This is a genomic window from Methanimicrococcus stummii (assembly GCF_032594435.1).
GTDB classification, from domain to species: domain Archaea; phylum Halobacteriota; class Methanosarcinia; order Methanosarcinales; family Methanosarcinaceae; genus Methanimicrococcus; species Methanimicrococcus stummii.
This window is the reverse complement of sequence record NZ_CP131062.1, coordinates 1,052,681-1,077,164: the sequence shown is the minus strand read 5'-3', so window position 1 is coordinate 1,077,164 and position 24,484 is coordinate 1,052,681. Positions and strand designations below refer to the sequence as shown.

The following is a 24,484-nucleotide window of genomic DNA, read 5'->3' as shown; positions in this document are numbered from 1 at the left end:
AAAAGACTAATTCTTACCCTTCCGGGTCCGTTTTTTCTTTTTTCAATTCTTTGAAATCAATTTCAACATACAAAACGCTGAAAAACACAATTGCTGCGCCGACAATTTGTATCGGCAAAAGCTGCTCGGATGTAAAAATATACGCGAAAACGGATGCGAAAACGGGTTCCAACGAAAAGATTAAACTGACGTGGGTCGGCGTTGTGTATTTCTGCGCGACAACTTGTCCGACAAAACCAAACGCGGTACAGAAAACGGCGAGGAAAATGACATCCGCCCAAGTATTCGCAGCTGTCGGTAAATGCGGCGTTTCAAACAAAAATGCGCAAATGAGTCCGTAAACGAATGTGAAGCCGAGCTGAACAATTCCGAGATTCAGCGCGTCAATTTCTTTGACATTTGTCAGCCGTTTCGCAATTAAAATGTGGCAGGCGTAGGCGACTGCCGCGAATATACAAATTAAATCGCCGATTCCAAATCCTGTTCGGCTTTCCAAAGTCAAAAGCGCGATTCCGACGGCGGCTGTCATGCTTCCGATTAAAACTTTCTTTTCCGGCAGTTTCCGATAAATAATTGCCGAAAAAACGGGGACGAATATGACTGTCAAACTTCCGAGAAACCCGGCGTTTGAAATCGTTGTGTATTGGAGTCCCAAATAAACACAGGCGAGCGTCAGAAATAAGAAAAATCCGAGAATTGCTCCTCCAAAAATCGTTTTCCGATTGACTTTGGAAAGGTGTTTTGCAAAAAGAAGCGCTGCGATTAAAAATCCGAGTCCGAATCGAAGCGCCAAAAATGTAAACGGCGGAAGCGTTTCAAGACCGTTTTTCGTAAACAAATAAGACAATCCCCAAAAGAAAACCACCAAAAGCAACAGCAAATTCGCTTTTTTCATCGGAGTTAATGTCGTTGTCATTGTTTCACGGTCTCTTTCGATTTGTATTTTGTTTTAATTTATTAAATCTATAATAAAGCATGGGTTAGATTTTGATTTTTTTTTAAAAAGCAGGGCGTGTTTTTTATTCGTTTTTGAAAAGTTGGAGCGGCTCGCGCGCGGCAGGCGGTGCGGTTGCCGGCAGCAGCGGCAAAACGGAAACCTGAAGGTGGCAGCGGCAAAACGGAAACGGCAAGGTAGCAGCGCCACGTTCGCGAAAGCGTTCGGCTGCTCTAAAAAGATGTTAGTGTACGCGCGGAAATTGTACGATACATCCCGGTTGTAAAAAATCATTTTTAAAATTTGGCTTGACACCAAACTTTGGGATACTTTTATAAATCCAAATCTCCTTTTTGTTTCAATGACAGAAAACACAAAAAACGAAGAAATCACCGGACTTGAACTCAGCCCGCGTAAGGTTTCTTATTTGAAATTCCTGCTTTCCAAAAATGAAACGGTTCGGACGACCGAGATTTCAGAAGAGTTTGACGTCGATCCGTCAACGGTGACAAAATTAATCGCGGAACTTTCCGATGACGGTTACATCGATCATATTCCTTATCGCGGCGTTAAATTGACCGATTCGGGACGTGCCTACGCCGAGTTTTGTCTCAAACGTCATCAAATTCTCGGTTTGATGTTTTCGCATTACGGTTTAACGCCGGAAGAATCCTGCGATGAAACCGCGCGAATCGAGACATTCGTTTCCAAAAAAGCGATTGACCGCATTTGCTCTTCCATGGGGCACCCGACGATTTCGTGCTGCGTCAAAGAGGACAGTGCTCGAATCAATCACGATTCTTGTTTCCATGAGCGCCGGCCGAATCTGATAAAAAAGCTGTAATTCAAAAACCGGATCCGCGCAAATTTTAATGTCTTATCTTGTTTCGCGTGATGTTTTCGCGCAAAATTCAATTTTTGGCATGATGCCAAAAATTCTGTGCAATTTCCAAAAAAAATCGATCGACCCGATTCAATTCATTATTCAATTTCATTCATCATCAATTAAACAATCAAAAATTAAACAAATTCAAAATCAAATCAAAGAGACCAACTATGAAATTTCAAAAATCAAAATCAATTCTTTTTGCGTTTCTCGCCGTTCTTCTTATCGCAGCCGTTTCGTTTTCGGGCTGTCTCGGCAGCGATGACCATGATGGTCACAGCCACGGCGACCCGAACGCATCGTACGATCCGCTTGACAATGAATCTGTCAACAAAATCGTAAACGGCAGCAAAATTCTCGTTGCCGCAAGCGTTGTTCCGCAAACCGAATTCATTGAAAAAGTCGGCGGCGACAATGTCATCGCTATTTCGATGATTCCGCCCGGTGCCGGCCACACTTACGATCCGTCGCCGCGCCAGTTGGAAGATTTGTCCAAAGCCGATCTTTACATGCAGCTCGGTTCCGGTGAGCCGTTTGAATCGAACAACATGAACACGTTTATTGAAATGAACCCGAACATGACAGTTATCAATTCATCTGCCGGCATCATGCTGATTCAAAGCGGCAGTTCAACCGATCCGCATATTTGGACTTCTCCGAAATGCGCGATTGTCATGGTTGAAAATACATACAAGGGACTTGTTTCCGTTGATCCTGCAAACGAATCTTATTACCGCGCAAATGCCGACGCTTACATTTTGGAACTTGAAGCGCTCGATGCCGAGCTCACGGCTGAGCTTTCCGATTTGAAAACGCGCAATTTCATGACGTATCATCCCGCCTGGGGTTATTTTGCGCGCGATTATAATTTGACGCAAATTTCCGTTGAAGTCGACGGCAAAGAACCGGCACCCAAAGACATCGCGAAGTTCATTGACATCGCGAAAGAAAACAACATTTCCGTCATTTTCGTTCAGGAACAAGTCAGCGTCACAGGCGCGACCGCAATTGCCGAAGGATTCGGCGGCGAGGTTTTTGTCATTGATCCGCTCGCGAAAAATTATGTTGAAAATATGAAATCTGTCGGCCGGATTTTGGCCGAAGAAATGTCTTGATGAGGGCCGACAATGTCAAAAGCAAAAGAATTCGATTCAGCCGCGCCTGTTTTAGATGTCGAGCATCTTTGGGTTAAATATGACACACACACCGTTCTCGAAGACGTTTCGCTTCGAATCGACGGACCGGGCGAAATTCTCGGAATCATCGGGCCCAACGGCGGCGGAAAAACAACGTTCTTGAAGTCGGTTCTCGGTCTCATTCCGATTTCAAAAGGAAGTATTTCCGTCTTCGGTCTGCCGCCTGAGAAAGCGCGTCAGTATATCGGGTATGTGCCGCAATACAGCAAATATGATTACGATTTCCCGATCAGCGTTCTTGAAGTCGTTTTAACGGGCCGGCTCAAACGCGCCGGACTTTTCCGGCGCTATTCCAAAGAGGATAAAGCGGCGGCAACGGCGGCTCTTGAGACAGTCGGCATGGCTGAATTTAAAGATTCTCAAATCGGCGAACTTTCCGGCGGACAGCGCCAGCGCGTTTTCATCGCGCGCGCGCTTTCAAACGACCCAAAATTCCTGCTTATGGACGAGCCGAATACCGGTTTGGACACGTTTATGCAAGACGAATTGTACCGAATTTTAGACGAGCTCAAAACGAAAATGGCGATTATCGTCATCAGTCACGATATCGGCGCGGTTTCCGCGCACATGGATAAAATCGCGTGCATGAATCGCCGCCTTTATTTCCACGACAGCAAAGAAATGTCACGCGAAGACTTCATCGCCGCTTACGGCTGCTCCATTGACTTGGTCGCGCACGGCATGCCGCACCGCGTTCTTGAAACGCACCTTTACGCGCACGGTGCAGACGACAGCGCTTGCGGCTGCGGCTGCAGCTGCACGCCGATTCCAAGCGCGCGCATTGCAAACGCCGAGCCAAACACGACCGACACGGCAAACGCCGACACGGCAGCGGCTGATGCGGCCGGCACACCGGAGGCGAAATAATGCTGGAAATTTTAGACGCGCTCCAATACACTTTTATTCAGCGCGCGATTCTCGCGACGATTTTAACATCCATCGCCTGCGGCGTCATCGGCGTTTACGTCGTCACGAAAAAGATTGTTTTCATCGCCGGCGGCATTTCTCACGCTTGTTTCGGCGGCATCGGCCTCAGCTTTTATCTCGGTCTCAATCCGCTTCTCGGCCTTCTGCCGTTCAGCGTTTTGTCGGCGGCCGCACTCGGATTTTTGAGCAAAAAAACAAAAGTTTCCGAAGATTCCGCAATCGGTATTTTGTGGTCGCTCGGCGTTGCAATCGGCGTGATTCTGATTTACCTGACACCCGGCTACGCACCCGATTTGATGACATATCTATTCGGAAACATCTTGACCGTTCCGGCTTCCGATATTTGGCTTATGGTCGCAATTGACATCATCATCTTAATCGTCGTCGTTCTTTTCTTCAAAGAATTCCTCGCGATGTGTTTCGATGAAGAATATACGCAAGTGGTCGGCGTTTCTGCCGATAAAATCTATCTGCTTCTGCTTTGCCTGCTCGCGCTTGCGACGGTTGCCATGATTAAAGTCGTCGGCATCATCTTAATTATCGCGATGCTTTCGATTCCGGCATCCATCAGCCGCAAGTTTTCACATAATATGAAGACCATGATGATTTATTCAAGTGTGATCGGCGCGGTTTTGAGCTTGGTCGGCTTGGCTTTGTCTTATCAGTTTGATTTGCCGTCAGGCGCGACGATCATTTTGGTAATGAGCGCCGTTTATTTGCTGGTTGTCGGCATCGGCGAAGTTCAAAAAAGAATTCAAAGAAAAAATGTTGACACGGATTTTGATTAATTTCAAATCCGCCTCTCATTTTTTTACTTTTTAAAAATTGGTGCTGCTCGCGCGCGTGGGAAGCGCGACTCATTTTTCAACCGGCAATCCTGAAGATTCCCAGCCGGCAATACCGCCTTCAATCATATACACGTCTTTGAATCCGGCATCAACCGCTCTTTGCGCGGCGGTTTGGGAACGGTTGCCGGCGCGACAGTACAAAACAAGCGTTTTGTTTTTGTCAAGCGCGTTTAATTTTTGATTGAAATCGGGACCGCGAATGTCAATATTCTCAGATCCTGCGATGGAGCCGTCAGAAATTCTTTCCTGCGGTGACCGGACATCAATCAGATTGACATCTTTTTCAGCCATCAGTTCTTGAATTTTTTCAGGTGATTCTCTTTTGTAACTCATTTTTGTTCAACTCCTTTTTGTTTTATCTTTATTGATTTTATTCATTGTATTTTATAATTCTCTTTAATTTATATATTTTTGTTTATTTTTCAACTATTTTTATGTTTATTCTGTATTTTTGAGTCATTCGTCTTAAGGCATTTATATCATGAACAAGAATACATCTGTTTTATACTTCTAATCTTATTTGCTAAAACGGCAAATAAATTCGAAACAGGTGCAAGCATGGGGAATGATGATAACAATATTGACGGGTCTGACGCGTTTGAAAATTACGCCGATTGCGTTATTGAACCGCGAATTTCGAAATATCTCCGATATTTCGTTTGGTTTGTTTTACTCGCGAGTATCGCTTTAATCGCAATCAACGTCGTTACCGGACTCGAAGAAGGCGTTACGCTGGACGATATCTTCCAGGAAAATATCTATTATTTCTTCTTCATCATCATGACTTTAATTTACATGTCGCTTCCCGGTTTTATTCAAAAAAGAATGGGATTTGTCGTCGACCAGCGCTTGCTTGTCGTGATTACGGTTTTCATTTTTGCAGGCTCTTTCCTCGGCCAGGCGCTCAGCTTTTTTGACCGTTTCGCTTGGTGGGACACGATGCTTCACACGATTTCAGGTATCATTTTAGGTTTGATCGCTTTTGCGCTGACATCCGCGCTCAACGATTCCAAGAAAGCGAATTTGGATTTAAATCCGTTTTACGTCGCACTTTTTTCATTCACTTTCGCCGTCGCAATCGGCGCGCTTTGGGAAATTGCGGAATATTTGATGGATTGGCTTTTCCAAACCACAATGCAGTGCTGGGACGAAAATGCTGCCGATTATCTGACCGGAAATCCGGCTTATCAAAGCGCGGCAATCATTGATACGATGGAAGATCTGATTGTGGATACGGTCGGCGCTTTAATCGTTTCCGTCACCGGATATTTCTATCTCTCAAGCGGCAAACCGTTTATGGGCGCAAAGAAAATCCGCGGCAACGGCGGCAGCAACAAAAACAGCAATAAAAACAGCAACAAAAACAGCAATAAAAACAGCAACAGCAACTCCAAATCTAAAAAAGCTCAACGTCAATCAAGCAAAACCAAAAAGTGAAACAAAAATAAAAATGAAGTCAAAATTAAAACAAAATTAAAATTAAAAACAAAATCCGAAGAAACAGAAATAATATCGGAAAAATAAGAAAGATTTAAGACCAAAGCCGAATAAAAAGGAAGCATCGGTTTGATTCACTATGACTTATGAACTCATTGTCATTCTCATTTTAATTTTGATCAACGGACTTTTGTCTTTATCGGAAGTCGCAATCACATCTTCACGCAAGTCGCGTCTGAAAAGCGCGGCGAAAAACGGAAATGCCGGCGCTTTTAAAGCGCTTGAGCTTGCCGAAGATCCGTCTCGCTTTTTAGCGGCCGTTCAAATCGGCATTACGACCATCGGCGTTTTTCTCGGCATTTATTCCGGTGTGACGCTGTCCGGCGATTTGGCAGTCATTCTTTCCGGATTCGGAATTCCTGATTTATACGCGCTCATCTTGGCGGTTTTAATCGTCGTTTTAACGGTGACTTATTTCTTAATCGTACTCGGCGAGTTAATTCCGAAGAAAATCGCTCACTCTCGTCCGGAATTTATTGCCGGTTTGATTTCGCGCCCGATGAATTTCATTTCTGTTTTGCTGTCTCCCGTTTCCTGGTTTGTGAACGGGTCCGCGAATTTGATCGGAAAGATTCTCGGCATTAAACCGTATGAGCCGGCGACAACCGAGGAAGACGTCATCGCCATTGTTCAGGAAGGGATGGAAGGCGGCGCGATCGACGAAACCGAACAGGATTTGGTTGAGCGCATTTTCAGTTTGGACGACCGCAAAGTCAGTTCGCTTGTCACACATAAAAATGATATCGTTTCAATTCATGTTTCAGCTTCTCAATCCGATGTTTTGAAAACAATCACGGAAACGCCTTATTCCGTTTATCCGGTCATTGACGGCGATATTGACAACATTGTCGGCGTTCTGCCCGTTAAAAAATTAATCGGAGAAATCAATCATCCCGATTTCAGTATTGAAAATGTCATGGAACCCGCTAATTTCCTGCCCGATAACATGACGATTTTATCCGTTTTGGAAAATTTCCGCGAAGCGCAGAATCAATACGCGCTCATCACAGATGAATTCGGCAGCATTTTGGGATTGGTGACGCTCAACGACATCTTTGAAGCGCTTGTCGGCGACGCTTCCACGCGCTCGTCTTCTCACGAAGAATACGAAATTATTCAAAGAGCGCCCAACTCCTGGTTGATTGACGGTCAGTATCCTTTTTACGACTTTTTGGAATATTTCGATTTATTGGATTTCCGAAACGAATACGATTACAACACGCTCAGCGGCATGATTTTAGAAAAACTCGGCAGAATTCCGAGCGCCGGCGACAAATTCGATTGGCTTCATTATGAAATCGAAGTTGTCGACATGGATATGGCGCGCATTGACAAGGTTATCGTCACTGAAAAAGATCTTTCTGCTCCGTCCGTTGAATAAAATCCATGAATGGTTGATTGCCGATAAATCTCTAATGGTGTTGATGAATATGATTTCTGATTCAAAAGATGCTGTTCTTCCTTTTTCCGAATTGCCGGTTCAATACCGACAAGGCGCAGAGCCGCGGCCGATTGAAAAAGATGAATTCGAAACCGCTGAAAAATTATTGGAAAAGGCGGTCGCAGTTTACAACGAAAAAACATCGGAAGACTTCGTTACATTTATGGCGGAAAATCCTGCGTCAAACTGGGCGCAGACGGATTTGTTCATCGAACTCAATAAATATTATCGTCAATACATTTCATTTTTCAACGAAAAAGGCGACCGCTGTCTTTGGATTAATTTGTTCTGCCGCCCTGTCGGCGACTGGAAAACCCACCGCGTTCACGTCGAAGGCGGCGGCGTTTGTTTTTTCTCAATCGGATTAAATCTGGACACCGGAAAGCGTTTTGATTTTATTGTCAACGATAAAAAGTAAAAAAAACAAAAACAAAACAAACGAAAAAAACAAATAAAAACAAAAATGAAAGAACAAATTTTACAAAAAACAAAGAGATAAAATAAAAACGAAATTTTTTCGAATAACTTTATATAATTACGAGCCACATTTCATTTTATAATGTCTGTCGGTTTTGCCGGTTTTAAAAACAAGGTCAAAATGCTTTTTTGATTTCAATCTCAAAAACAGTTGGCAGCATTCATTTATTTAAAAAACGATTTCAAAACGAATCGGATTATACTAAAAAATCTCACAAATTTTGGAGGAAAAATCTATGGCAGTGATTATTGACAGAGATGAATGCACAGGCTGCGGCCTCTGTGTTGACGAATGTCCGTCCGAAGCGCTCAGTCTTGATGCGGAAGGAATTTCTACCGTTGATGCTGATGCCTGCGTCGAATGCGGTGCCTGCGTTGATGTTTGCCCTGTTGCAGCCATTACGCTGTAAGACTTTTTCAATTTTAATTTTTAATAATCGCGCAGACTTTTGTCTGCCTTTTTTATTTTTTCAATTATTCTCTTGAGCCCTATTTCTTTTGATTCTATTCATTTTGATTTTCATTCATTTTGAATTTCATTCATTTTGAATTTCATTCATTTTCTGATTTATTATTTTCATTATTTGTTATTTCGTTAATGCAAATATTTTTGTTTATCCGCTGTTTTTTCGTTCAGTCAACAAAAATAAAGCCGGCCGACACTTTTTTGTAAAAATCCTTTTATAGTAATTTTTCATTTTATCCTTTACTTTATTTCGGAAAATCTGCTTTTTCGAATTATTCAGTTATTGGAGGATTAAATTATGTTACCCGTTGTAAACAAATCTGAATGTACCGGCTGCGGTATTTGTGTTGATGACTGCCCGTCCGGAGCAATTTCCTTAGACGACGCAGGCATTTCCGTTATTGACCAGGGTGCTTGCACAGAATGCGGCGCATGCGTTTCCGGATGCCCGGCTGAAGCAATCACAGAATCCTGATTTCAAAGCTGATTCATTTCGAATCAACTTTAAATCTTTTTTCTTGTTTTTTATTTATTTTCATTTTCGTTTGTTTTCATTTTCGTTTGTTTTCATTTTTGTTTAATTTCCGTTTTTGGTGTTTTCATTTTTCCTGTTTGCTGTTTTCTTTCTTTTCGTCACGATTTTGATTCCTTAGCGAAAGCATTAATTACCCCTGACATTTAGTTTATTTATTTAATACGAATTGAGTTCTTGAGGTTTAATTATGGCAAAAATCAAAGTTGGTATTTTAGGCGCGACCGGCAACGTCGGACAGCGTTTCATTCAGGCATTGGACAACCATCCGTGGTTTGAAATTTCAGCGCTTGCAGCATCCGAGAGAAGCGCCGGCAAAAAATACGGCGAAGTCGCCGATTGGAAAATCGGCACCGAAATCCCGGAAACCGTCGAAGACATTGAAGTTGTCACAATCGATCCGAAAAAAATCGATGCTGACATCGTTTTTTCCGCATTGCCCGCAGATCTTGCGATGACGGTTGAGCCGGCTTTCGCAAAAGAAGGCTTTGTTGTTGCCAGCAACGCTTCTGCTTTCCGAATGGAAGAGGATATTCCGCTTACGATTCCCGAAGTCAATCCGGATCATTTAGAATTGATTGACGTTCAGAAGAAAAACAGAAACTGGGACGGCTGCATCATTACAAACCCGAACTGCTCCACCATTATGATGGCGGTCACCTTAAAACCGCTGCTCCAATTCGGCATGGAATCCATCAACGTCGCGACCATGCAAGCGATTTCAGGCGCAGGTTACAACGGCATTTACGCGATGTCCATTTACGACAACGTCGTGCCTTACATCGGCGGCGAAGAAGAAAAAATAGAAACCGAAACCTTGAAAATTTTCGGCGAATTTGACGGCGGCAAAATCAAAAACGCGCCCTTCAAAGTCAGCGCATCCTGCAACCGCGTGCCGGTCATCGACGGTCACACCGAAGCGGTTTGGGCAACGCTGAAAGACGACCCGAAACCCGAAACCGTCCGCGATGCTTTCCTGAAATTCGATCCCGGACTTTCACACCTTCCGACGGAGCCCAAACATCCGATTATCGTTCGTGATGAACCGGATCGCCCGCAGCCGAGGCTTGACCGCGACATGGGCAACGGCATGAGCGTCTCGGTCGGCAGAATCAGAGAAGGTATCCGCTACGTCGCGCTCGGCCACAACACCATTCGCGGTGCCGCCGGCGCCAGCGTTTTAAACGCGGAATTGCTCAAAGAAAAAGGCTATCTTTAACCTTTTTCATTTTTTCTTTTTTCTTTCATTTTTCAAAAACGGGTGCGTCTCGCGCGCGGCATCGCCGTCAAAATTCCGCACAATTTTTCAAAGATTGTAATAAATTTTGTATTCATCATTATTTATCTAAACAATTAATTTTGATTTCTCTTTTTTATTACTTCGGCCCATGACATTTTTGATTTTTTCAATTTCAAAATCAATTTTTCAAATTGAATTCTTCTTTCATTAGGGGAAATCCTTATTTGTTCGAATCGCGAAGTTTCTTTCAGTAACGATTCAATTCATTTTATCTCATTTCAGTTCAGGTGAAAACATGACCAAAGGATTCTTAATTGCGGCAACGAATAGCGGCGTCGGGAAAACGACTTCTTCCATGGGCTTAATGGCTGCGCTTCGAAAGCGCGGCAAAGTCGTTCAGGGATTTAAAACCGGTCCCGATTACATTGATCCGGCTTACCACGCTGTTATTTCCGGCCGCCCGTCTTACAATTTAGACACTTACATGATGGGGACCGACGCTGTTGTCGATCAATTCGAGCGCGCATCCGCCGGATCCGACATTTCCATCGTCGAAGGCGTCATGGGTCTCTTTGACGGCATGGATTCCACCGAAATCTCAGGCGCCGCCCATGTCGCAAAAACGCTGGACATTCCCGTTTTTTTAGTCATTAACACACACGGTATGTCAAGAAGCGCCGCCGCGATGCTGAAAGGATACGCTGAATTTGATCCCGACGTTCATGTCGCCGGTGTCATTCTGAACAAGATCGGCAGCCCCAGACATTTGGAACTTATCAAGGGCGCGCTGGATGATAAAATTCCGATTGTCGGCGCGCTTCCGAGAAATCCCGACATTGCCGTTCCCGAAAGATACATGGGGCTTCACCTGCCCGAAGAAAAAGATTTGGATTATTCGCAATTGGCTGAATTTGTTGAAGAAAATATGGACATTGATTTAATGCTTCAAATCGCCGCCGATTATGAAAAAGAACGCCCTGCGCCCGAAGAGATCAAACTCCAAGAAGCGGACGTCACAATCGGGATTGCGCGCGAACCTTCTTTTTGTTTCCACTATCCGGCGATGTTTGACGCTTTTAAAAACGCCGGCGTAACAATTAAATTTTTCAGCCCGACCGCCGGCGAGCTTCCGGAAGCCGACGGTTATTATTTTGCAAGCGGCTACCCCGAATTCCATATCAAAGAACTTTCGGAATCGCCGGCAACAAAAAAATTAAAAGATTTAGCCGCCGACGGCGTTCCGATGTTCGGCGAAGGCGCAGGCCTCTCCTATCTTTCCGAATCTTACGAAACCGAAGCCGGCGTTTTCAAAATGGCCGGCATTCTTCCGGCGGAATCAAGAATTACAAAGAAACTCCAAGGCCTCGGTTACGCCGAAGCAAAACCCCTGTCATCCGATTTCGGAACCAAAAACATCCGCGCGCACGAATTCCATTATTCCGTCACCGAGCCGGAAAAAGACGCGAAATTCGCCTACGAAATGCTTCGCGGAAAAGGAATCGCAGATAAAAAAGACGGTTTACATGAATATAATGTGCTTGCAGGTTATATGCAAATGCATCCGGGCTCTTTTCCGATTGTGGATTTTGTTGAAAAATGCAGGGTGAATAAGAGGAAATGAATAAAACAGTAAAGATTCATAAAAAACGAAAAACTGGAATCCATTGATTCCATTCATTATTTTTCTTCATAATGACCCTTGCATCTTAATATGAGAAGATTCTGATTATCATCCAATTTGTAAATTAATCGATTTTCCAAATCAATTCTTCGGCTCCAGCATCCCGAATATTGATATTTTAAAGGTTCGGGATTCCCTTCGCCTTTTGAAAATCCATTTCTTTGGATTTCCGTAATCAGTTTGTTAATCTTTTTTAATTGCCGCAGATCATTATTATTTTGGAATAATGTATATTCTTTCCATGCCTTTTCCGAAAAAATAACTTTCATTTTTCAAAACTCGCAGCAAGTTCTTGTAATTCTTCAAGGGTTTTAACGACTATTTTTCCGTTTTCAATCTGTTGAATGGATTCGTCTAAGTCTTTTAAATATTCTATATTTCTCAATCTTCTTTGTTCTTCCATTATAGCATTGTATTCATCCAATGACATGAGTATGGAATTTTTGTTATCTTTTCTGGTTATTATAATCGTTTCAGAATTTTCATTAACTTTATCCAAATACGTTTTCAAATCTCTTCTTAAAGTGGAATAGTTAACCGCCAACATATTTTATCCTCTTTTTGCAATTTATACAAAAAACCGGTGCGTTTTGCAAATTTTATTTGAGATTTGTACAAACTGTTGTACTAGTTATTGTACAATTTACTGTACATATTGTTGTACAATTTATTGTACATATTATTGTACGTATATCTCAAAATAAAGCATGTTTGCCATCTATTTATAAATTTCTTAATTTTGTTTTTCAAAAACTTTTTAAACGGTTTTATTTTCAATCGGTTCCGATTCCGTTTTATCTTTAATTTCCGGTTCTTCATCTTTCCCGAACTTTTCTTCTTCAGCTTTCCGTTTTGCCGCCAAAAGCTTCAAAACACTGTAATATCCGAGCGGATGACGGACTTTCGCGCACATATTGTCTCGGCCGACACAGTTGCCGTAGGTCTGCATTGTCGTGCAAGACGGTGTTTTGTACTGATTGTTTGCGATGTGTTCCACTTGATAGCGCGTTTTTTCTTCACTGAAGTCGGGCGAGACGTTGAAAACGTTGACGACATCGTCAACTTGCATGCCGACGTTGAGCAGAAACGACACAAGCGCAAAACGCATGGAATGCGCCAAGTTGACACCTTCTCTGACGTTTGAAAGCGCTTTGTTGACGCACGGCGGAAACATGGAAAAGTCCACTTCACCCAAATCGGCATCACCGAGATTTTGGCGTTGCTCTTCGTATTTTGTTTTCAATTCGGCAACTTGCGACGTACATGCGTCTCGAATCTCGTCGGGAATTTCGGGAATCGGAAGCGAGCTTTCAATTCTTTTTCGAACGGCTTCCTGAAGCAGGCGCGCGAACTCTTCGCGCTGAATCGTCACGTAACCGTGTTCCATGTGCCGATTAATCAATTTCCAGGAAAGATCTTTCATCGACAGAGAATAGCGAATGTAGTCTGAAAAGTAAATGCGGACGTGTTCGTCGGATAATGCGGCGGAAACGCCGAAATCTCTTCCGATGTCTAAAACAAAATCGGGATCTTTTTCAATCTTTTTTTTCATAATTGAATGCACGGCGGTCGCTTCGGCCAGCGCGTAGCGGCGCGTAAACGCGGGTTCGCTGACGCAAGAAACCAGAATGCGTGCGTACGGGTAAGACAAAAGTTCCGACAGCACTTCTTTATCGTTTCCGAAAGACGGTTTTGAAACTTCTCCGTCAAAAGCCTGCATGACACGCTCAAAGCCGCGTCTTCTGACGGACTCAAAAGCGATGGAAGTCATCAGCGAGTCAAGTGAAAAGTCCAATTCCTCGACATATTCTGATGTTTCCGTTAAAAAAGGAAATAATGCAAGTTCTTCCGGAGACATGATGTACTGTCTTGGTTCTTGAATTATAAAATGATTATGCCGATGTTCAAAAAAAGGTCTGCTGCTGTTTTATGCTGAAACAGATTCGGGTTTTCAAAAGTTGATTGAAATTATTCAAAAATCACGATTTATGAAAAAACAGGTTGGGTGATTAAGATGAAAGCGGTAAACCGCTTTCATTTAAAATAGGAGGGACGTATGAGTTTGTATAAAATCACGCGTCAACAATGCCGTCTCTTGTGACAGATAAAACCGCTTCGCCTTCCGGCAAGTTCGGGGAGTCAACCAATTTGACAATTCTCTTGTCACCTTTGGATTTGCGGATGTATAATCTGAATGTTGCGGTGTGACCGAGAATGTGCCCGCCGATCGGTTTTGTCGGGTCGCCGAAGAACGCGTCGGGCTTTGACATAACTTGGTTTGTCACCAAAACAGCCGCGTTGTTTAAGTTTGCGAAACGCTGAAGGCCGTGCAGGTGTTTATTTAATTTCTGCTGGCGGTCGGCGAGTGTTCCGCGGCCGATGTATTCCGCTCTGAAATGCGCCGTCAACGAGTCGACGATTAAAAGACGGACCGGTTTGTCGGAATCTTTGAGTTCGTTTGCAAGATCCATCGCGGAGTCAACAAGCAAAATCTGATGGTTTGAGTTAAAAGCGCGAGCGACGTGAATATTTTTTAAGAATTCCTCGTAATCCAATTCAATGCCGAGTTCGTTGGCTTTGCCTTCAACCATCTGCTGAATTCTGTCGGGACGGAATGTGTTTTCCGTGTCAATGATGATGACCGAACCGTCGAGTCCGCCTTGTTCGGCCGAGAGTTGAACATTGACGGCCAACTGGTGAGCAACTTGCGTTTTTCCGGATCCGAATTCGCCGTAAATTTCAGTGATTGACTGACTTTCAATGCCGCCGCCCATCATTTCATTGAATTCAATACATCCGGTTTTGATTTTGCCGATGTGCTGGCGTCTTTCAAAGACCATGTCTCCCGTCTCAAAACCGCCGATGTCGGCTGCCTGCCGAGCGGCGTTGATGATTTTTGCGGCGGTTGCCTCACCGATTTCGGCGGTTGCGCCAAGTTCTGCCGGGGACGCGACGGCGACGGCCTCAATGGAATTAAAGCCGGCCTCTCTTAATTTTTCAGCCGTTGCCGGACCGACGCCGGGAAGATCTTCTAAAAGCATTTCAGTCATGTTATTTTCTCCTACAGATGCACAGTTGAATTTTAATGAATTGTTTTGTTTTTATAAGTATAATTCTGATTATTTGATATTGCGATTTTTTAGCAATCGCGGTTTTAATAATTACGATTTTTATGATACAGGTGCATTGTAAGCGCTAAAACACCGATTTTTTATAAATAGCCGCAGTAAGCGTAGTGAAAGTATTCGATTTTGGAATGATTTCAAAATCAATCGAACTCCCTTTCTATTCTTTTTTTGTTTTTTTTGGTTTTTGATTTTATTTTTTTGTTTTTTTTGGTTTTTGATTTTATTTTTTTGGTTTTTGATTTTATTTTTTTGTTTTTGTTTTCTTTTTTGATCTTTATTATTGACCTTTTTTGAAATTGAATCCGATTTTTAATCAATTTCATTTTTTGCTCTTCCTTTCCATACGCGGCTGTCTATTTCAATTTTTTTAAATTTTTTAATTTATGATTTATTTCAAATATATTTTAAATCATTTTCAACCGCCAAAACATTAATAATCCCACGCGCTGTTTTTTGTTCATGGTTAAAGTCGTTTTAGGCGGAACTTTTGAATCTTTGCACGCGGGGCATTCCGAATTGATTCAAGAAGCGTTTAAAATTTTAGAAGAAAACGGCGGGGGTGTCGTTCATATCGGATTAACTTCCGATGAAATGGCATCCTGGAAAAATCATGCCGTTTCCGATTATTCAGCGCGGGAAAAAATGCTGAACGATTTTATTTCCGACTTATTGGCGGAGTTGAAACTTTCGTCTGATTCTTATTCTTATTTGATTACTTGTTTAAACGATTCTTTCGGGCCGGCTGTTTCCGGCGATTACGATTACATTGTTGTTTCTCCCGAAACTCGGAGCGGCGCCGAAAAAATCAATGAAATTCGCCGTCAATCCGGTCTTCCCGAGTTGGCTGTTCGGGTTGTCGATTTTGTTTTGGCGGAAGATACGATTCCGATTTCAACGACGCGGATTTACAACGGCGAAATTGACCGAAACGGTCATCTTCGAAAATAACGTTTTTATGATTTTATGAAAAGTTAATATAGCGGCTTTTCCCATTCTTATTTTACAGATTTATTTACAAAATTGTTTGACGATTTATGCTATCATTTATTTGTTTTGGAGGATATTTCATGGGCCGCGTTTTTTCAGAAAAAGACAATCAAATTTTTAACAAATTGGCGCCTGAGGCCGGCGGCAGCACGGATTCCGGCGCAGGTCATTCTTTTCCGTTCATTTTAAGACCGATTTCTCATCGTTTTGCCGAAAGCGGTGAAGATTTCAGAGAGCGGCTTTCTCGATTGGATGCCGACGAAGTCGAATATTTGGCGGATTTGGTTTTATCCAATCAGGAAGAAATCACAAGTTTGGATGAAGAAGACATGGAAAGTTTCCTGAATCTGGTTGAAGAAAAAATTTCATTTAACAAACGCAAAGAAATTACGCATCATCTCGGAATTGTGGGATAAAAATGGTCAACACAAAGAAATTAAAATTGCATGACAAATTGCTGTTCGGAACCGCCGGCGTTCCCGTCAGCTCCAAGGGCCGCAGCACGGTTGACGGCATCGCGCGCGTTCGCGAACTCGGTTTGGATTGCATGGAACTTGAATTTGTGCAGGGTGTCCGAATGGGCGAAAAAACCGCTGAAGAAGTCAACGGCGTCGCCGCCAAAGAAAATGTCGCGCTCAGCGTTCACGGTCCTTATTACATTAATCTCAACGCGGTTGAAAAAGAAAAACTGGACGCCAGCGTTCAGCGCATTTACGATTCCGCTCGAATCGGAAATATCTGTTCGGCGACAAACATCGTTTTCCATCCGGCTTTTTATTTGAAAGATGACCACAAAGTCGTTTATGATCGCGTTTTCGACCTTCTCAAAGCGCTTGCCGCCCGATTGGAAGATGAAAACATTCCGGTTACGCTTCGCCCTGAAACGACCGGAAAAGCGACGCAGTTCGGCGATCTTGACGAACTCCTTTCAATTTCCGCCGGGATCGACGGCGTTTTGCCCTGCATTGATTTCTCCCACGTTCACGCGCGCGACGGCAAACACAACACCTACGAAGAATTCCAAGAAATTTTTGAAAAAATCGAAAAAACGCTCGGAAAAGAAGGTTTGAAAACAATGCACTGCCATATTTCCGGCATCGAATACACCGCGAAAGGTGAGAAGAATCATTTGATTTTAGAAGAATCCGATATGAATTACAAGGATTTAATGAAAGTTTTCAAAGAATTCAAAGCCTGCGGAACGATTATTTGCGAAAGCCCGAATATTGAAAGCGATGCGCTTTTGATGAAAAAAACGTATGAATCAATTTGATTCCTTCTTTTTTTCTTTTCATTTTTTAATCGATGTTTCGTTACACAATTTATTTGAAAATTTCAAACAACCGTTTTTCAATTTTTCCGGTTCTGTTAGCCGACAGCAGAGTATTCGCGCAAGCATCTGCTTTTGTTTTGAACAGCCGTTCGCTTCGCGAACGTGGCGCTGCTACCTTACAGTTTGCAGTTTGCCGCTGCTACCTTCCCGGTTCCGTTTGCCGCTCTCTGCCGGCAGCCGCGTCGCCGCCGCGCGCGAGCCGCACCATTTTTATCTTAATTTTTTGAAATTCGTGTCTTAATTAATCATTTGATTTTTGAAAAAAACCGACCTGATTTTATTTTTTCATTTTTATCAAAAAATCCGTCTTTCTTTGCGGTCATTTATTTATATTTTAATCAATTTTTACAAAATAGTTTCATTTTTCCGCGCGTCAAATTCGCAGCGGAAATTCAGTACAAATTTAATATTGAGAGAATTGATGTTTATGTCTTACATTCAAAAAGAAGACCCCGATATGGCAGCCGTTTTTGAGCGCGAGCTCAACCGCCAGGAAACACGTTTGGACTTGATCGCTTCCGAAAATTACGCAAGCAAAGCCGTCATGGAAGCCATGGGCAGCGTTTTGACCAACAAATACGCCGAAGGCTACCCCGGAAACCGTTACTACGGCGGCTGCGAGTACGTCGATGAAGCCGAAAATCTGGCAATCGATCGCGCCAAAAAACTCTTCGGCGCAGACCACGTCAACGTCCAGCCCCACTCCGGATCCGGCGCCAACATGGCCGTCTACTTCTCCGTTTTAAAACCCGGAGACACAATTCTTTCCATGAATCTTTCCGAAGGCGGCCACCTGTCCCACGGCAGCCCCGTCAGCTTTTCAGGACAGCTTTACAACATCGTTCCCTACGGCGTCAACCGCGAAACCGAAATGATCGACTACGACGAACTCGAAAAACTCGCCAAAGAACACAAACCGCAAATGATTGTCTGCGGCGCATCCGCTTATTCCAGAACAATCGACTTCAAAAGATTCAAAGAAATCGCGGACTCCGTCGGCGCTTATTTACTCGCCGATGTCGCGCACATCGCAGGCTTAATCGTTGCAGACGCGCACCCGAGCCCTGTTCCGTACGCCGACTTCGTGACAACGACAACGCACAAAACCCTTCGCGGCCCGCGCGGCGGCATGGTCATGTGCAAAGAAGAATTCGCAAAAGCGATTAACAAATCCGTTTTCCCCGGCATTCAGGGCGGTCCCTTGATGAACACAATCGCGGCAAAAGCCGTCGCCTTCAAAGAAGCGCTTTCCGATGACTTCAAGAAAGACCAGTTCCAAACTATCAAGAACGCCAAAGTCGTCTCCGACACGCTTTCCGAAAACGGTTTCAGAATTGTTTCCGGTGGCACCGACAATCACTTGATGCTCATCGATCTCACGTCCTTTGACATCACCGGAAAAGACGCCGAAGCCGCCTGCGCCAAAGCAGGCATCGTTCTCAACATGAACACCATTCCGTTCGACAAACAAAAAGCATTCATTGCAAGCGGAATTCGCGTCGGAACGCCGGCAGCGACCACCCGCGGCATGAAGGAAACCGAAATGACTTTCATCGGCAACGCGATTTCCCGCACCATCAAAAACGCAGGAAACGATGCCGAACTCGAAAAAATCAGACTTGAAATCAAAGAACTTTGTGAACGTTTCCCCGTTTACAAATAATTCTTTTATTTTTCGTTCATTCTTATTCGGCCGGATTCTCCGGCCTGTTTTACATTTTTAACATTTTAATCAATTGACATATTTTTAAGTTTATTTTCAAATAATTTTTAAATAATTCTCAAATTCTCAAGGTGATTTTTTGTCCGATATTGACACTTCTAAAATTATTGACGGAAAAGCTGTTGCCGCGAAAGTCGAAGCCGAAGCTTCCGCCGCCGCTCAAAAACTCAAAGACAACGGAATCATTCCGAAACTCGTCACCGTTTTGGTCGGCGACAACCCCGCTTCTCAAATGTATGTCCGCATGAAACACAAAGCCTGCGAACGTGTCGGAATTGCAGCCGAAGACTGTTTGCCGCCGGCAGACATTTCCGAAGCCGAACTTTTAGACCTCATTCACGGTTTAAACGAAGACGATTCCGTTTCTTCCATTTTGGTTCAGCTGCCGCTGCCTGCGCACATCAACGCGCAGACGATTATGAACGCGATTTCGCCGATGAAAGATCCCGACGGCTTCCACCCGTTTAACATGGGCAATCTGATGATTAACGAAGAAGGACTCGTGCCGTGCACACCGAAAGGCATCATTCGCTTGATGGAAGAATACAACGTCGAAATCAAAGGCAAGAACGCCGTTGTCGTCGGCCATAGCAACATCGTCGGAAAACCGATGGCGGCAATGCTTCTTAATCGCGATGCGACGGTTTCAATCTGCCACGTTTTTACAAAAGATTTGAAATTATACACAAAGGAAGCCGACATTTTAGTTGTCGGAACCGGTGTCAAGCATTTGATTAAAGCCGACATGGTCAAAGACGGCGCCGCGATTTTCGATGCCGGTATCACGACGGATGCGACCGGAACTTACGGCGACGTCGATTTTGAAAATGTGATTCAAAAAGCGTCTCTCATCACACCGGTGCCGGGCGGCGTCGGGCCGATGACGATTGCAATTTTGATGACGCACGTTGTCAAATGCGCCGAAATGATCGCGCAAAAATAATTTAATTCGCGATGAAATATTTTTATTTCATTGCGTTTATATAATTCGTGATCGCAATTTAATTTATTGTGAAAAACAAAATCATAAACAGAGTTGTCAAATAAAAACAATCTCGAATAAAAACATTGGTGCTCTCATGACTTTTACGGCAAAAATGTGCGGCTTGACATTCGGCGAAAACCATCCGCCGCATGTGATGGGTATTTTAAATCTCAGTCCCGAATCGTTTTACAAAAATTCCGTTCGCGATTCTTCTTCAATTTTAGACGCCGCGCAGAAAATGATTGACGACGGCGCGACAATGTTAGATGTCGGCGCGCGATCAACATCGCCGTGGGCGGAAACAATCAGCGTCGAAGATGAAAAAACGCGTCTCTTTTCAGCGTTAAAAGAGCTTTCCGGAAACATTTCCGTTCCGATTTCCGTCGATACGATGTACGCAGGTGTCGCCGAGGCTGCGCTGAGTCTCGGCGCCGAAATCATTAACGACATCTCCAGCCTGAAAAACGATCCGCTCATGGGAAAAGTGATTGCCGATTACAACGCCTGCGCGGTGCTGATGGCAACGCAGAAAACGCCGGGCGACCCGCTCGGAATGGACGCGGTGATGTCTTCTCTTTCAAACGCGATTTCCAACGCGGAAAACGCCGGCATTGATCCGCAGAAAATTATTCTTGATCCTGCCGTCGGACATTGGATTCCCGAAAAAACGGCGGCGTATGATTTTGACGTGATTAATCGCTTCGAAAAGTTCGGCGTTTTTGAAATGCCGATTTTAGTTGCCGTTTCCCGAAAATCTTTCTTAAACGAAGTCATTGAAAAACCGGCGGAAGATCGGCTGATTTCAAGCTTGACCGCGGCAACGATTGCCGCTTACAAAGGCGGCCATATCATTCGAACGCATGACGTTTCGGAAACAGCCGATGCTGTTAAAGTCATCAGTGCCATTCGAAATCAAAAGGAATTGTGATTTTTGACGAATTTATTTCACCATTTTTCTCCAAAATCGAATTAATTTCGATTTACTTTCTTTATGTTTTTTCTATCTTTTTATTTTTTTTGTCTCTTTCATCTCTTTTTTATTCTATTTTCTTTTAAATCAATTTAATTTGTTTATTTTCACCAATATGCTTATATTTTAATTAATGTATTCTATCTTGTTGAATGAAGTAAAAATGTTTGAGTTTTATTCATTCTTGAAACTGTTTAACCTTTCATTGGTATTGGTTTTTAATTAAAGGATTTGATTTTATGAGAAAAATTTTTTCATTGACCCTTGTTTTGTTATTTATGCTCGCTATGGTTATGCCGGCGGCGGCGCACTCGGTTATTGTTTTTCCGGGCGCTGACCAGGCAAAATCCGTAAACGTTACTGCCGATGATTTCTATTTCAATGTCGGCGACACTGCCAAACTCTATCTTTATATTATTCACCCCTCCGAAGCAAATTATGCTGAAATTGGTGAATCATTTAATATGTCGCAGCAAGTCATTTATCCGAACGGCACAATTGCGCCTGTTACGTTGACACGCTCAACCTCCAACGTTTCCTACGATGTCGGCGACGACACAATCGTTACGGCAAACTGGTATTCTTCCAACATCAAACTTGATCAGGAAGGCGTTTACTACGTTTACAGCGACCAGAAAGCCTATGACGACAACGGTGTCCAAACACGCGAAAGAACATCCGTTACCGTTCTTTATGCAGGCGACAGCTCAACCGGATGGGACAACTTGGGAAAATCCGGTCTTAAAACAGGCGCGTCCGTTGTTCTTAACCCGACGGCAGATCCGAGAAATATTCAGGCCGGCTCTTCCCTGTCTTTTAAATTAACCGGCGACATGAAATTCTTCGAACAAGAAGTGACAGACCCCAAAGACATTCTTAATCCGCTTCCCGTCGAAGTCGGCATCTATACAACGCCCTCTCAGATGAAAGCAAACGGTCCGGGCGCACACACGCTTGTTCACGTTAAATCTAATGCGGACCCGACATTTTCAGCAGGCGTCCCCTCAGAAGGCGTTTGGACTTTTGTCGCGCTGAACCAGGAAGGCGAAATCGGTGACGATCAATATCAAGCCGTTTTTGTTATGCCGGTTTCTGCAAAGAACTCCGGAAGCGGCAGTGACAGCGACGACGACGGCAGTATTCCCGGTGTCGGCGTTATCGGTTTAATCGCTTGTATCGGCATCGCCGGCGCTTTAATTATGAGAAGAAAACAATAATTGTTTGAATTTTTAAGAAAATGACTTTTCATTTTCTTTCTTTTTTATTTTTCATTTTTCTGTGTTTGCTTTCATTTTTTTGTTATTTCATTTTTCTGTGTTTTGTTTTTCGGTTCGTTTTTATTCTCTCCGATTTATTTTATTTATTTTCGAGTTATTTTTCTTTTAACTTTATATACAAATAAAGCATATATCATGATATTCTGATTTTCGATTTTGTCAAAATTTTCCGTCTTTTAAGCGGCGGTTTTTTCATAAATTCGAGCCAAAAACGATTACAATAAACCATTTTAGATCTGCTATGATTATTACCAAAGCGAAGCCGTTTGAAGAAATTCTCCCTTTTGTCGAAGGGCGGAATAATATTTTCATTGTCGGCTGTAATGTCTGCGCCGCAAAAATGAAGACGGGTGGCGAGCCCGAAGTCTTAGAGCTTGCAGACCGCTTGGAAAAAGCGGGTCATCCGATTCTCGGCTGGGCATTACCGACGGCGGCTTGCAGCGTTCGCTCTTTTGACCATTTGATTGAGAAAAATGAAAAAATCAAAGATGCCGATTGTATTTTGGTCATGGGCTGCGGCAGCGGAACTTCTGTTGTTTCTTCCGTCACCGACGTTCCCGTTTCCGGAACGAATGAAACCATGTCGCTTGGCGGCTGTTTGGGTTTGCATCCTTCCGAAAATCTTTGTATTATGTGCGGCGAATGCAACATCGGCGACTTCAGCGGAATTTGCCCGAATGCGCGCTGCCCGAAATCTCAAATGAACGGTCCTTGCGGCGGTTCCAAAAACGGCAAATGCGAAGTTGTTCGCGAAACCGATTGCGTTTGGTATTTGATTGAACAAAAAATGGATTCGATTCATTTGATTCCGACGCTTCAAAATATTCAAACGCCGAAAAATCATAAAATATAACTTTTCAAAAAGGTGTGTCATTTATAAAAATCAGGAATCAAGCGCGCAAATTTGGGGAATATTAAGCGCGCATTCCGGGGTTAATATGGGTTCGAAAGGATTTAAAGAGAAATTAAAATCGCCGAAATTTATTGTCACCGGCGAAGTTTCACCGCCGAAAGGCATCGATTGTTCATCAGCAATTGAAAATATGAAACTGATTCAAGGATTCACCGATGCGATTAACGTGACCGACAACCAATGCGCGACGCTTCATATGTCGTCTCTTGCATTTGCGCGCCTGATGATTGAAAACGGTTGCTCCGATCCGGTTATGCAAATGACTTGCCGCGACCGAAACAGAATCGGCCTCCAAGCGGATCTGCTCGGCGCAGCAGCACTCGGCATTCCGAATCTCCTTGTCATGAGCGGCGACCACCCGCGCTGCGGCGACCACCCGACTGCCAAGCCCGTTTACGATTTAGATTCCGTTCAGCTTTTGCAGACAATTGCGCAGCTCAAAAGCGGGTTTGATTTTTCCGGGAACGCGCTTTCCGGCGCACCTGATTTCTGCGTCGGCGTCGTTTCAAACGCGGACCCGAACGAACGCCTGCAAATCATGAAGCTTGAGAAAAAACTTTCATTTGATGTTGATTTTATTCAAACGCAGGCGATTTTTGACATTGACAAATTCAAGGAATTTTTAGAAAAAGTCGACACCGACGTTCCGATTATCGCCGGAATTATTCCGATTCGGTCGGCTCAAATGGCGCGCTACATGGACAATAATATTCCGGGAATTACGATTCCTGATGAGATTCACGCGCGGATTCAAAACGCGGAAGATCCCGTCACGGAAGGAATGGAAATTGCCGCTGAACTCATCAAGCAGCTCAAGCCGGTTTGCCGCGGCATTCATATGATGCCGGTCGGCGCGCACACTTATACCGAAAAAATTCTGAAAACAGCGCGCGTTCTTTGAGTCAAATTGAAAAAACGTTTATTTTTTCATTTTGTTTTTCATTTTTCGTCTGATTTCTTATTTTTTGTTTTATTTTTCATTTTCTTCCGCTTTGTTTTTCCGCAATTCTTTTAATGAATGGCGGATTTTGTTATTGTTTACC

The 24,484-nt window shown here is 43.6% G+C and carries 28 protein-coding genes; 21 read left to right on the top strand and 7 right to left on the bottom strand.

What is annotated here, in order from left to right:
• Positions 1–13: 13 nt before the first annotated feature.
• On the bottom strand, positions 14–916 hold the full coding sequence (locus MmiEs2_RS05295; protein WP_316558840.1) for a DMT family transporter: 903 nt from the start codon (positions 914–916) through the stop codon (positions 14–16).
• Between the two features lie 379 nt (positions 917–1,295).
• On the opposite strand from MmiEs2_RS05295, the gene MmiEs2_RS05290 reads away from it, so the two are divergent.
• The 4 genes from MmiEs2_RS05290 to MmiEs2_RS05275 all read left to right on the top strand — a co-directional run bounded on the left by MmiEs2_RS05290 (position 1,296) and on the right by MmiEs2_RS05275 (position 4,731).
• A complete protein-coding gene (locus MmiEs2_RS05290; protein ID WP_316558839.1) occupies positions 1,296–1,778 on the top strand; it encodes a metal-dependent transcriptional regulator in 483 nt (160 codons plus the stop codon).
• A 212-nt stretch (positions 1,779–1,990) separates the two neighbouring features.
• Positions 1,991–2,935, top strand: coding sequence for a metal ABC transporter solute-binding protein, Zn/Mn family (locus MmiEs2_RS05285; RefSeq protein ID WP_316558838.1), 945 nt, complete (start codon positions 1,991–1,993; stop codon positions 2,933–2,935).
• 12 nt (positions 2,936–2,947) lie between these two features.
• Positions 2,948–3,883: a metal ABC transporter ATP-binding protein gene (locus MmiEs2_RS05280; RefSeq protein WP_316558837.1), complete on the top strand. Its 936-nt coding sequence runs from the start codon at positions 2,948–2,950 to the stop codon at positions 3,881–3,883.
• An 8-nt stretch (positions 3,884–3,891) separates the two neighbouring features.
• The gene (locus MmiEs2_RS05275; RefSeq protein WP_316560233.1) at positions 3,892–4,731 is read left to right on the top strand and encodes a metal ABC transporter permease; all 840 of its coding nucleotides are present in this window, start codon (positions 3,892–3,894) and stop codon (positions 4,729–4,731) included.
• A gap of 69 nt (positions 4,732–4,800) precedes the next feature.
• Here MmiEs2_RS05275 and MmiEs2_RS05270 read toward each other — a convergent pair whose 3' ends face one another.
• The gene (locus tag MmiEs2_RS05270; RefSeq protein WP_316558836.1) at positions 4,801–5,124 is read right to left on the bottom strand and encodes a rhodanese-like domain-containing protein; all 324 of its coding nucleotides are present in this window, start codon (positions 5,122–5,124) and stop codon (positions 4,801–4,803) included.
• A gap of 225 nt (positions 5,125–5,349) precedes the next feature.
• On the opposite strand from MmiEs2_RS05270, the gene MmiEs2_RS05265 reads away from it, so the two are divergent.
• From MmiEs2_RS05265 to MmiEs2_RS05235, 7 genes are all read left to right on the top strand, one after another.
• Positions 5,350–6,228 (top strand): DUF2238 domain-containing protein, encoded by an 879-nt coding sequence (locus MmiEs2_RS05265; protein WP_316558835.1) that lies wholly within the window; start codon positions 5,350–5,352, stop codon positions 6,226–6,228.
• A gap of 139 nt (positions 6,229–6,367) precedes the next feature.
• Positions 6,368–7,669 carry a hemolysin family protein gene (locus MmiEs2_RS05260; RefSeq protein WP_316558834.1) on the top strand — a complete coding sequence of 434 codons (1,302 nt, stop codon included), beginning with the start codon at positions 6,368–6,370 and terminating at the stop codon, positions 7,667–7,669.
• 49 nt (positions 7,670–7,718) lie between these two features.
• Positions 7,719–8,147: a hypothetical protein gene (locus tag MmiEs2_RS05255; protein ID WP_316558833.1), complete on the top strand. Its 429-nt coding sequence runs from the start codon at positions 7,719–7,721 to the stop codon at positions 8,145–8,147.
• Between the two features lie 295 nt (positions 8,148–8,442).
• Positions 8,443–8,616 carry a 4Fe-4S binding protein gene (locus MmiEs2_RS05250; RefSeq protein ID WP_316558832.1) on the top strand — a complete coding sequence of 58 codons (174 nt, stop codon included), beginning with the start codon at positions 8,443–8,445 and terminating at the stop codon, positions 8,614–8,616.
• 354 nt (positions 8,617–8,970) lie between these two features.
• Complete coding sequence (locus tag MmiEs2_RS05245) at positions 8,971–9,147, top strand: 4Fe-4S binding protein (RefSeq protein ID WP_316558831.1); 177 nt, start codon at positions 8,971–8,973, stop codon at positions 9,145–9,147.
• A 247-nt stretch (positions 9,148–9,394) separates the two neighbouring features.
• Entirely contained in the window at positions 9,395–10,423 is a 1,029-nt protein-coding gene (asd, locus tag MmiEs2_RS05240; protein WP_316558830.1) for an aspartate-semialdehyde dehydrogenase, read from the top strand.
• A 316-nt stretch (positions 10,424–10,739) separates the two neighbouring features.
• Positions 10,740–12,065: a cobyrinic acid a,c-diamide synthase CobB gene (locus MmiEs2_RS05235; protein WP_316558829.1), complete on the top strand. Its 1,326-nt coding sequence runs from the start codon at positions 10,740–10,742 to the stop codon at positions 12,063–12,065.
• A 56-nt stretch (positions 12,066–12,121) separates the two neighbouring features.
• Here MmiEs2_RS05235 and MmiEs2_RS08360 read toward each other — a convergent pair whose 3' ends face one another.
• The 5 genes from MmiEs2_RS08360 to MmiEs2_RS05215 all read right to left on the bottom strand — a co-directional run bounded on the left by MmiEs2_RS08360 (position 12,122) and on the right by MmiEs2_RS05215 (position 15,576).
• Positions 12,122–12,394 carry a Txe/YoeB family addiction module toxin gene (locus MmiEs2_RS08360; RefSeq protein ID WP_420891218.1) on the bottom strand — a complete coding sequence of 91 codons (273 nt, stop codon included), beginning with the start codon at positions 12,392–12,394 and terminating at the stop codon, positions 12,122–12,124.
• A complete protein-coding gene (locus MmiEs2_RS05230; RefSeq protein ID WP_316558828.1) occupies positions 12,391–12,672 on the bottom strand; it encodes a type II toxin-antitoxin system Phd/YefM family antitoxin in 282 nt (93 codons plus the stop codon). Before MmiEs2_RS05230 ends, MmiEs2_RS08360 begins: the two co-directional genes overlap by 4 nt.
• 210 nt (positions 12,673–12,882) lie before the next feature.
• The gene (priL, locus tag MmiEs2_RS05225) at positions 12,883–13,983 is read right to left on the bottom strand and encodes a DNA primase regulatory subunit PriL (protein WP_316558827.1); all 1,101 of its coding nucleotides are present in this window, start codon (positions 13,981–13,983) and stop codon (positions 12,883–12,885) included.
• Positions 13,984–14,197: 214 nt separating this feature from the next.
• A complete protein-coding gene (gene radA / locus MmiEs2_RS05220) occupies positions 14,198–15,175 on the bottom strand; it encodes a DNA repair and recombination protein RadA (RefSeq protein ID WP_316558826.1) in 978 nt (325 codons plus the stop codon).
• A 218-nt stretch (positions 15,176–15,393) separates the two neighbouring features.
• Positions 15,394–15,576 (bottom strand): hypothetical protein, encoded by a 183-nt coding sequence (locus tag MmiEs2_RS05215; RefSeq protein WP_316558825.1) that lies wholly within the window; start codon positions 15,574–15,576, stop codon positions 15,394–15,396.
• Between the two features lie 136 nt (positions 15,577–15,712).
• On the opposite strand from MmiEs2_RS05215, the gene MmiEs2_RS05210 reads away from it, so the two are divergent.
• The 10 genes from MmiEs2_RS05210 to MmiEs2_RS05165 all read left to right on the top strand — a co-directional run bounded on the left by MmiEs2_RS05210 (position 15,713) and on the right by MmiEs2_RS05165 (position 24,342).
• Positions 15,713–16,201: a phosphopantetheine adenylyltransferase gene (locus tag MmiEs2_RS05210; protein WP_316558824.1), complete on the top strand. Its 489-nt coding sequence runs from the start codon at positions 15,713–15,715 to the stop codon at positions 16,199–16,201.
• Positions 16,202–16,320: 119 nt separating this feature from the next.
• Entirely contained in the window at positions 16,321–16,656 is a 336-nt protein-coding gene (locus MmiEs2_RS05205; RefSeq protein ID WP_316558823.1) for a hypothetical protein, read from the top strand.
• 2 nt (positions 16,657–16,658) lie between these two features.
• A complete protein-coding gene (locus MmiEs2_RS05200) occupies positions 16,659–17,513 on the top strand; it encodes a TIM barrel protein (protein ID WP_316558822.1) in 855 nt (284 codons plus the stop codon).
• A 32-nt stretch (positions 17,514–17,545) separates the two neighbouring features.
• The gene (locus MmiEs2_RS05195; RefSeq protein WP_316558821.1) at positions 17,546–17,800 is read left to right on the top strand and encodes a hypothetical protein; all 255 of its coding nucleotides are present in this window, start codon (positions 17,546–17,548) and stop codon (positions 17,798–17,800) included.
• Between the two features lie 200 nt (positions 17,801–18,000).
• Positions 18,001–19,236, top strand: a complete 1,236-nt coding sequence (gene glyA / locus MmiEs2_RS05190) for a serine hydroxymethyltransferase (RefSeq protein WP_316558820.1) — start codon at positions 18,001–18,003, stop codon at positions 19,234–19,236.
• Between the two features lie 139 nt (positions 19,237–19,375).
• Positions 19,376–20,239, top strand: a complete 864-nt coding sequence (locus tag MmiEs2_RS05185; RefSeq protein ID WP_316558819.1) for a tetrahydrofolate dehydrogenase/cyclohydrolase catalytic domain-containing protein — start codon at positions 19,376–19,378, stop codon at positions 20,237–20,239.
• A 136-nt stretch (positions 20,240–20,375) separates the two neighbouring features.
• On the top strand, positions 20,376–21,209 hold the full coding sequence (gene folP / locus MmiEs2_RS05180; RefSeq protein ID WP_316558818.1) for a dihydropteroate synthase: 834 nt from the start codon (positions 20,376–20,378) through the stop codon (positions 21,207–21,209).
• 329 nt (positions 21,210–21,538) lie between these two features.
• The gene (locus tag MmiEs2_RS05175; protein ID WP_316558817.1) at positions 21,539–22,468 is read left to right on the top strand and encodes a hypothetical protein; all 930 of its coding nucleotides are present in this window, start codon (positions 21,539–21,541) and stop codon (positions 22,466–22,468) included.
• Positions 22,469–22,769: 301 nt separating this feature from the next.
• Entirely contained in the window at positions 22,770–23,381 is a 612-nt protein-coding gene (locus MmiEs2_RS05170; protein ID WP_316558816.1) for a methylenetetrahydrofolate reductase C-terminal domain-containing protein, read from the top strand.
• A gap of 85 nt (positions 23,382–23,466) precedes the next feature.
• Positions 23,467–24,342: a methylenetetrahydrofolate reductase gene (locus tag MmiEs2_RS05165; protein ID WP_316558815.1), complete on the top strand. Its 876-nt coding sequence runs from the start codon at positions 23,467–23,469 to the stop codon at positions 24,340–24,342.
• The last annotated feature ends 142 nt before the right edge of the window (positions 24,343–24,484 follow it).

Excerpts from the sequence above, each read along its gene's own strand:
- MmiEs2_RS05295 (WP_316558840.1), bottom strand. The coding sequence starts at position 916 with ATGACAACGACATTAACTCCGATGAAAAAAGCGAATTTGCTGTTGCTT.
- MmiEs2_RS05290 (WP_316558839.1), top strand. The coding sequence starts at position 1,296 with ATGACAGAAAACACAAAAAACGAAGAAATCACCGGACTTGAACTCAGC.
- MmiEs2_RS05285 (WP_316558838.1), top strand. The coding sequence starts at position 1,991 with ATGAAATTTCAAAAATCAAAATCAATTCTTTTTGCGTTTCTCGCCGTT.
- MmiEs2_RS05280 (WP_316558837.1), top strand. The coding sequence starts at position 2,948 with ATGTCAAAAGCAAAAGAATTCGATTCAGCCGCGCCTGTTTTAGATGTC.
- MmiEs2_RS05270 (WP_316558836.1), bottom strand. The coding sequence starts at position 5,124 with ATGAGTTACAAAAGAGAATCACCTGAAAAAATTCAAGAACTGATGGCT.
- MmiEs2_RS05265 (WP_316558835.1), top strand. The coding sequence starts at position 5,350 with ATGGGGAATGATGATAACAATATTGACGGGTCTGACGCGTTTGAAAAT.
- MmiEs2_RS05260 (WP_316558834.1), top strand. The coding sequence starts at position 6,368 with ATGACTTATGAACTCATTGTCATTCTCATTTTAATTTTGATCAACGGA.
- MmiEs2_RS05255 (WP_316558833.1), top strand. The coding sequence starts at position 7,719 with ATGATTTCTGATTCAAAAGATGCTGTTCTTCCTTTTTCCGAATTGCCG.
- MmiEs2_RS05250 (WP_316558832.1), top strand. The coding sequence starts at position 8,443 with ATGGCAGTGATTATTGACAGAGATGAATGCACAGGCTGCGGCCTCTGT.
- MmiEs2_RS05245 (WP_316558831.1), top strand. The coding sequence starts at position 8,971 with ATGTTACCCGTTGTAAACAAATCTGAATGTACCGGCTGCGGTATTTGT.
- asd (WP_316558830.1), top strand. The coding sequence starts at position 9,395 with ATGGCAAAAATCAAAGTTGGTATTTTAGGCGCGACCGGCAACGTCGGA.
- MmiEs2_RS05235 (WP_316558829.1), top strand. The coding sequence starts at position 10,740 with ATGACCAAAGGATTCTTAATTGCGGCAACGAATAGCGGCGTCGGGAAA.
- MmiEs2_RS08360 (WP_420891218.1), bottom strand. The coding sequence starts at position 12,394 with ATGAAAGTTATTTTTTCGGAAAAGGCATGGAAAGAATATACATTATTC.
- MmiEs2_RS05230 (WP_316558828.1), bottom strand. The coding sequence starts at position 12,672 with ATGTTGGCGGTTAACTATTCCACTTTAAGAAGAGATTTGAAAACGTAT.
- priL (WP_316558827.1), bottom strand. The coding sequence starts at position 13,983 with ATGTCTCCGGAAGAACTTGCATTATTTCCTTTTTTAACGGAAACATCA.
- radA (WP_316558826.1), bottom strand. The coding sequence starts at position 15,175 with ATGACTGAAATGCTTTTAGAAGATCTTCCCGGCGTCGGTCCGGCAACG.
- MmiEs2_RS05215 (WP_316558825.1), bottom strand. The coding sequence starts at position 15,576 with ATGAAATTGATTAAAAATCGGATTCAATTTCAAAAAAGGTCAATAATA.
- MmiEs2_RS05210 (WP_316558824.1), top strand. The coding sequence starts at position 15,713 with ATGGTTAAAGTCGTTTTAGGCGGAACTTTTGAATCTTTGCACGCGGGG.
- MmiEs2_RS05205 (WP_316558823.1), top strand. The coding sequence starts at position 16,321 with ATGGGCCGCGTTTTTTCAGAAAAAGACAATCAAATTTTTAACAAATTG.
- MmiEs2_RS05200 (WP_316558822.1), top strand. The coding sequence starts at position 16,659 with ATGGTCAACACAAAGAAATTAAAATTGCATGACAAATTGCTGTTCGGA.
- MmiEs2_RS05195 (WP_316558821.1), top strand. The coding sequence starts at position 17,546 with ATGTTTCGTTACACAATTTATTTGAAAATTTCAAACAACCGTTTTTCA.
- glyA (WP_316558820.1), top strand. The coding sequence starts at position 18,001 with ATGTCTTACATTCAAAAAGAAGACCCCGATATGGCAGCCGTTTTTGAG.
- folP (WP_316558818.1), top strand. The coding sequence starts at position 20,376 with ATGACTTTTACGGCAAAAATGTGCGGCTTGACATTCGGCGAAAACCAT.
- MmiEs2_RS05175 (WP_316558817.1), top strand. The coding sequence starts at position 21,539 with ATGGTTATGCCGGCGGCGGCGCACTCGGTTATTGTTTTTCCGGGCGCT.
- MmiEs2_RS05170 (WP_316558816.1), top strand. The coding sequence starts at position 22,770 with ATGATTATTACCAAAGCGAAGCCGTTTGAAGAAATTCTCCCTTTTGTC.
- MmiEs2_RS05165 (WP_316558815.1), top strand. The coding sequence starts at position 23,467 with ATGGGTTCGAAAGGATTTAAAGAGAAATTAAAATCGCCGAAATTTATT.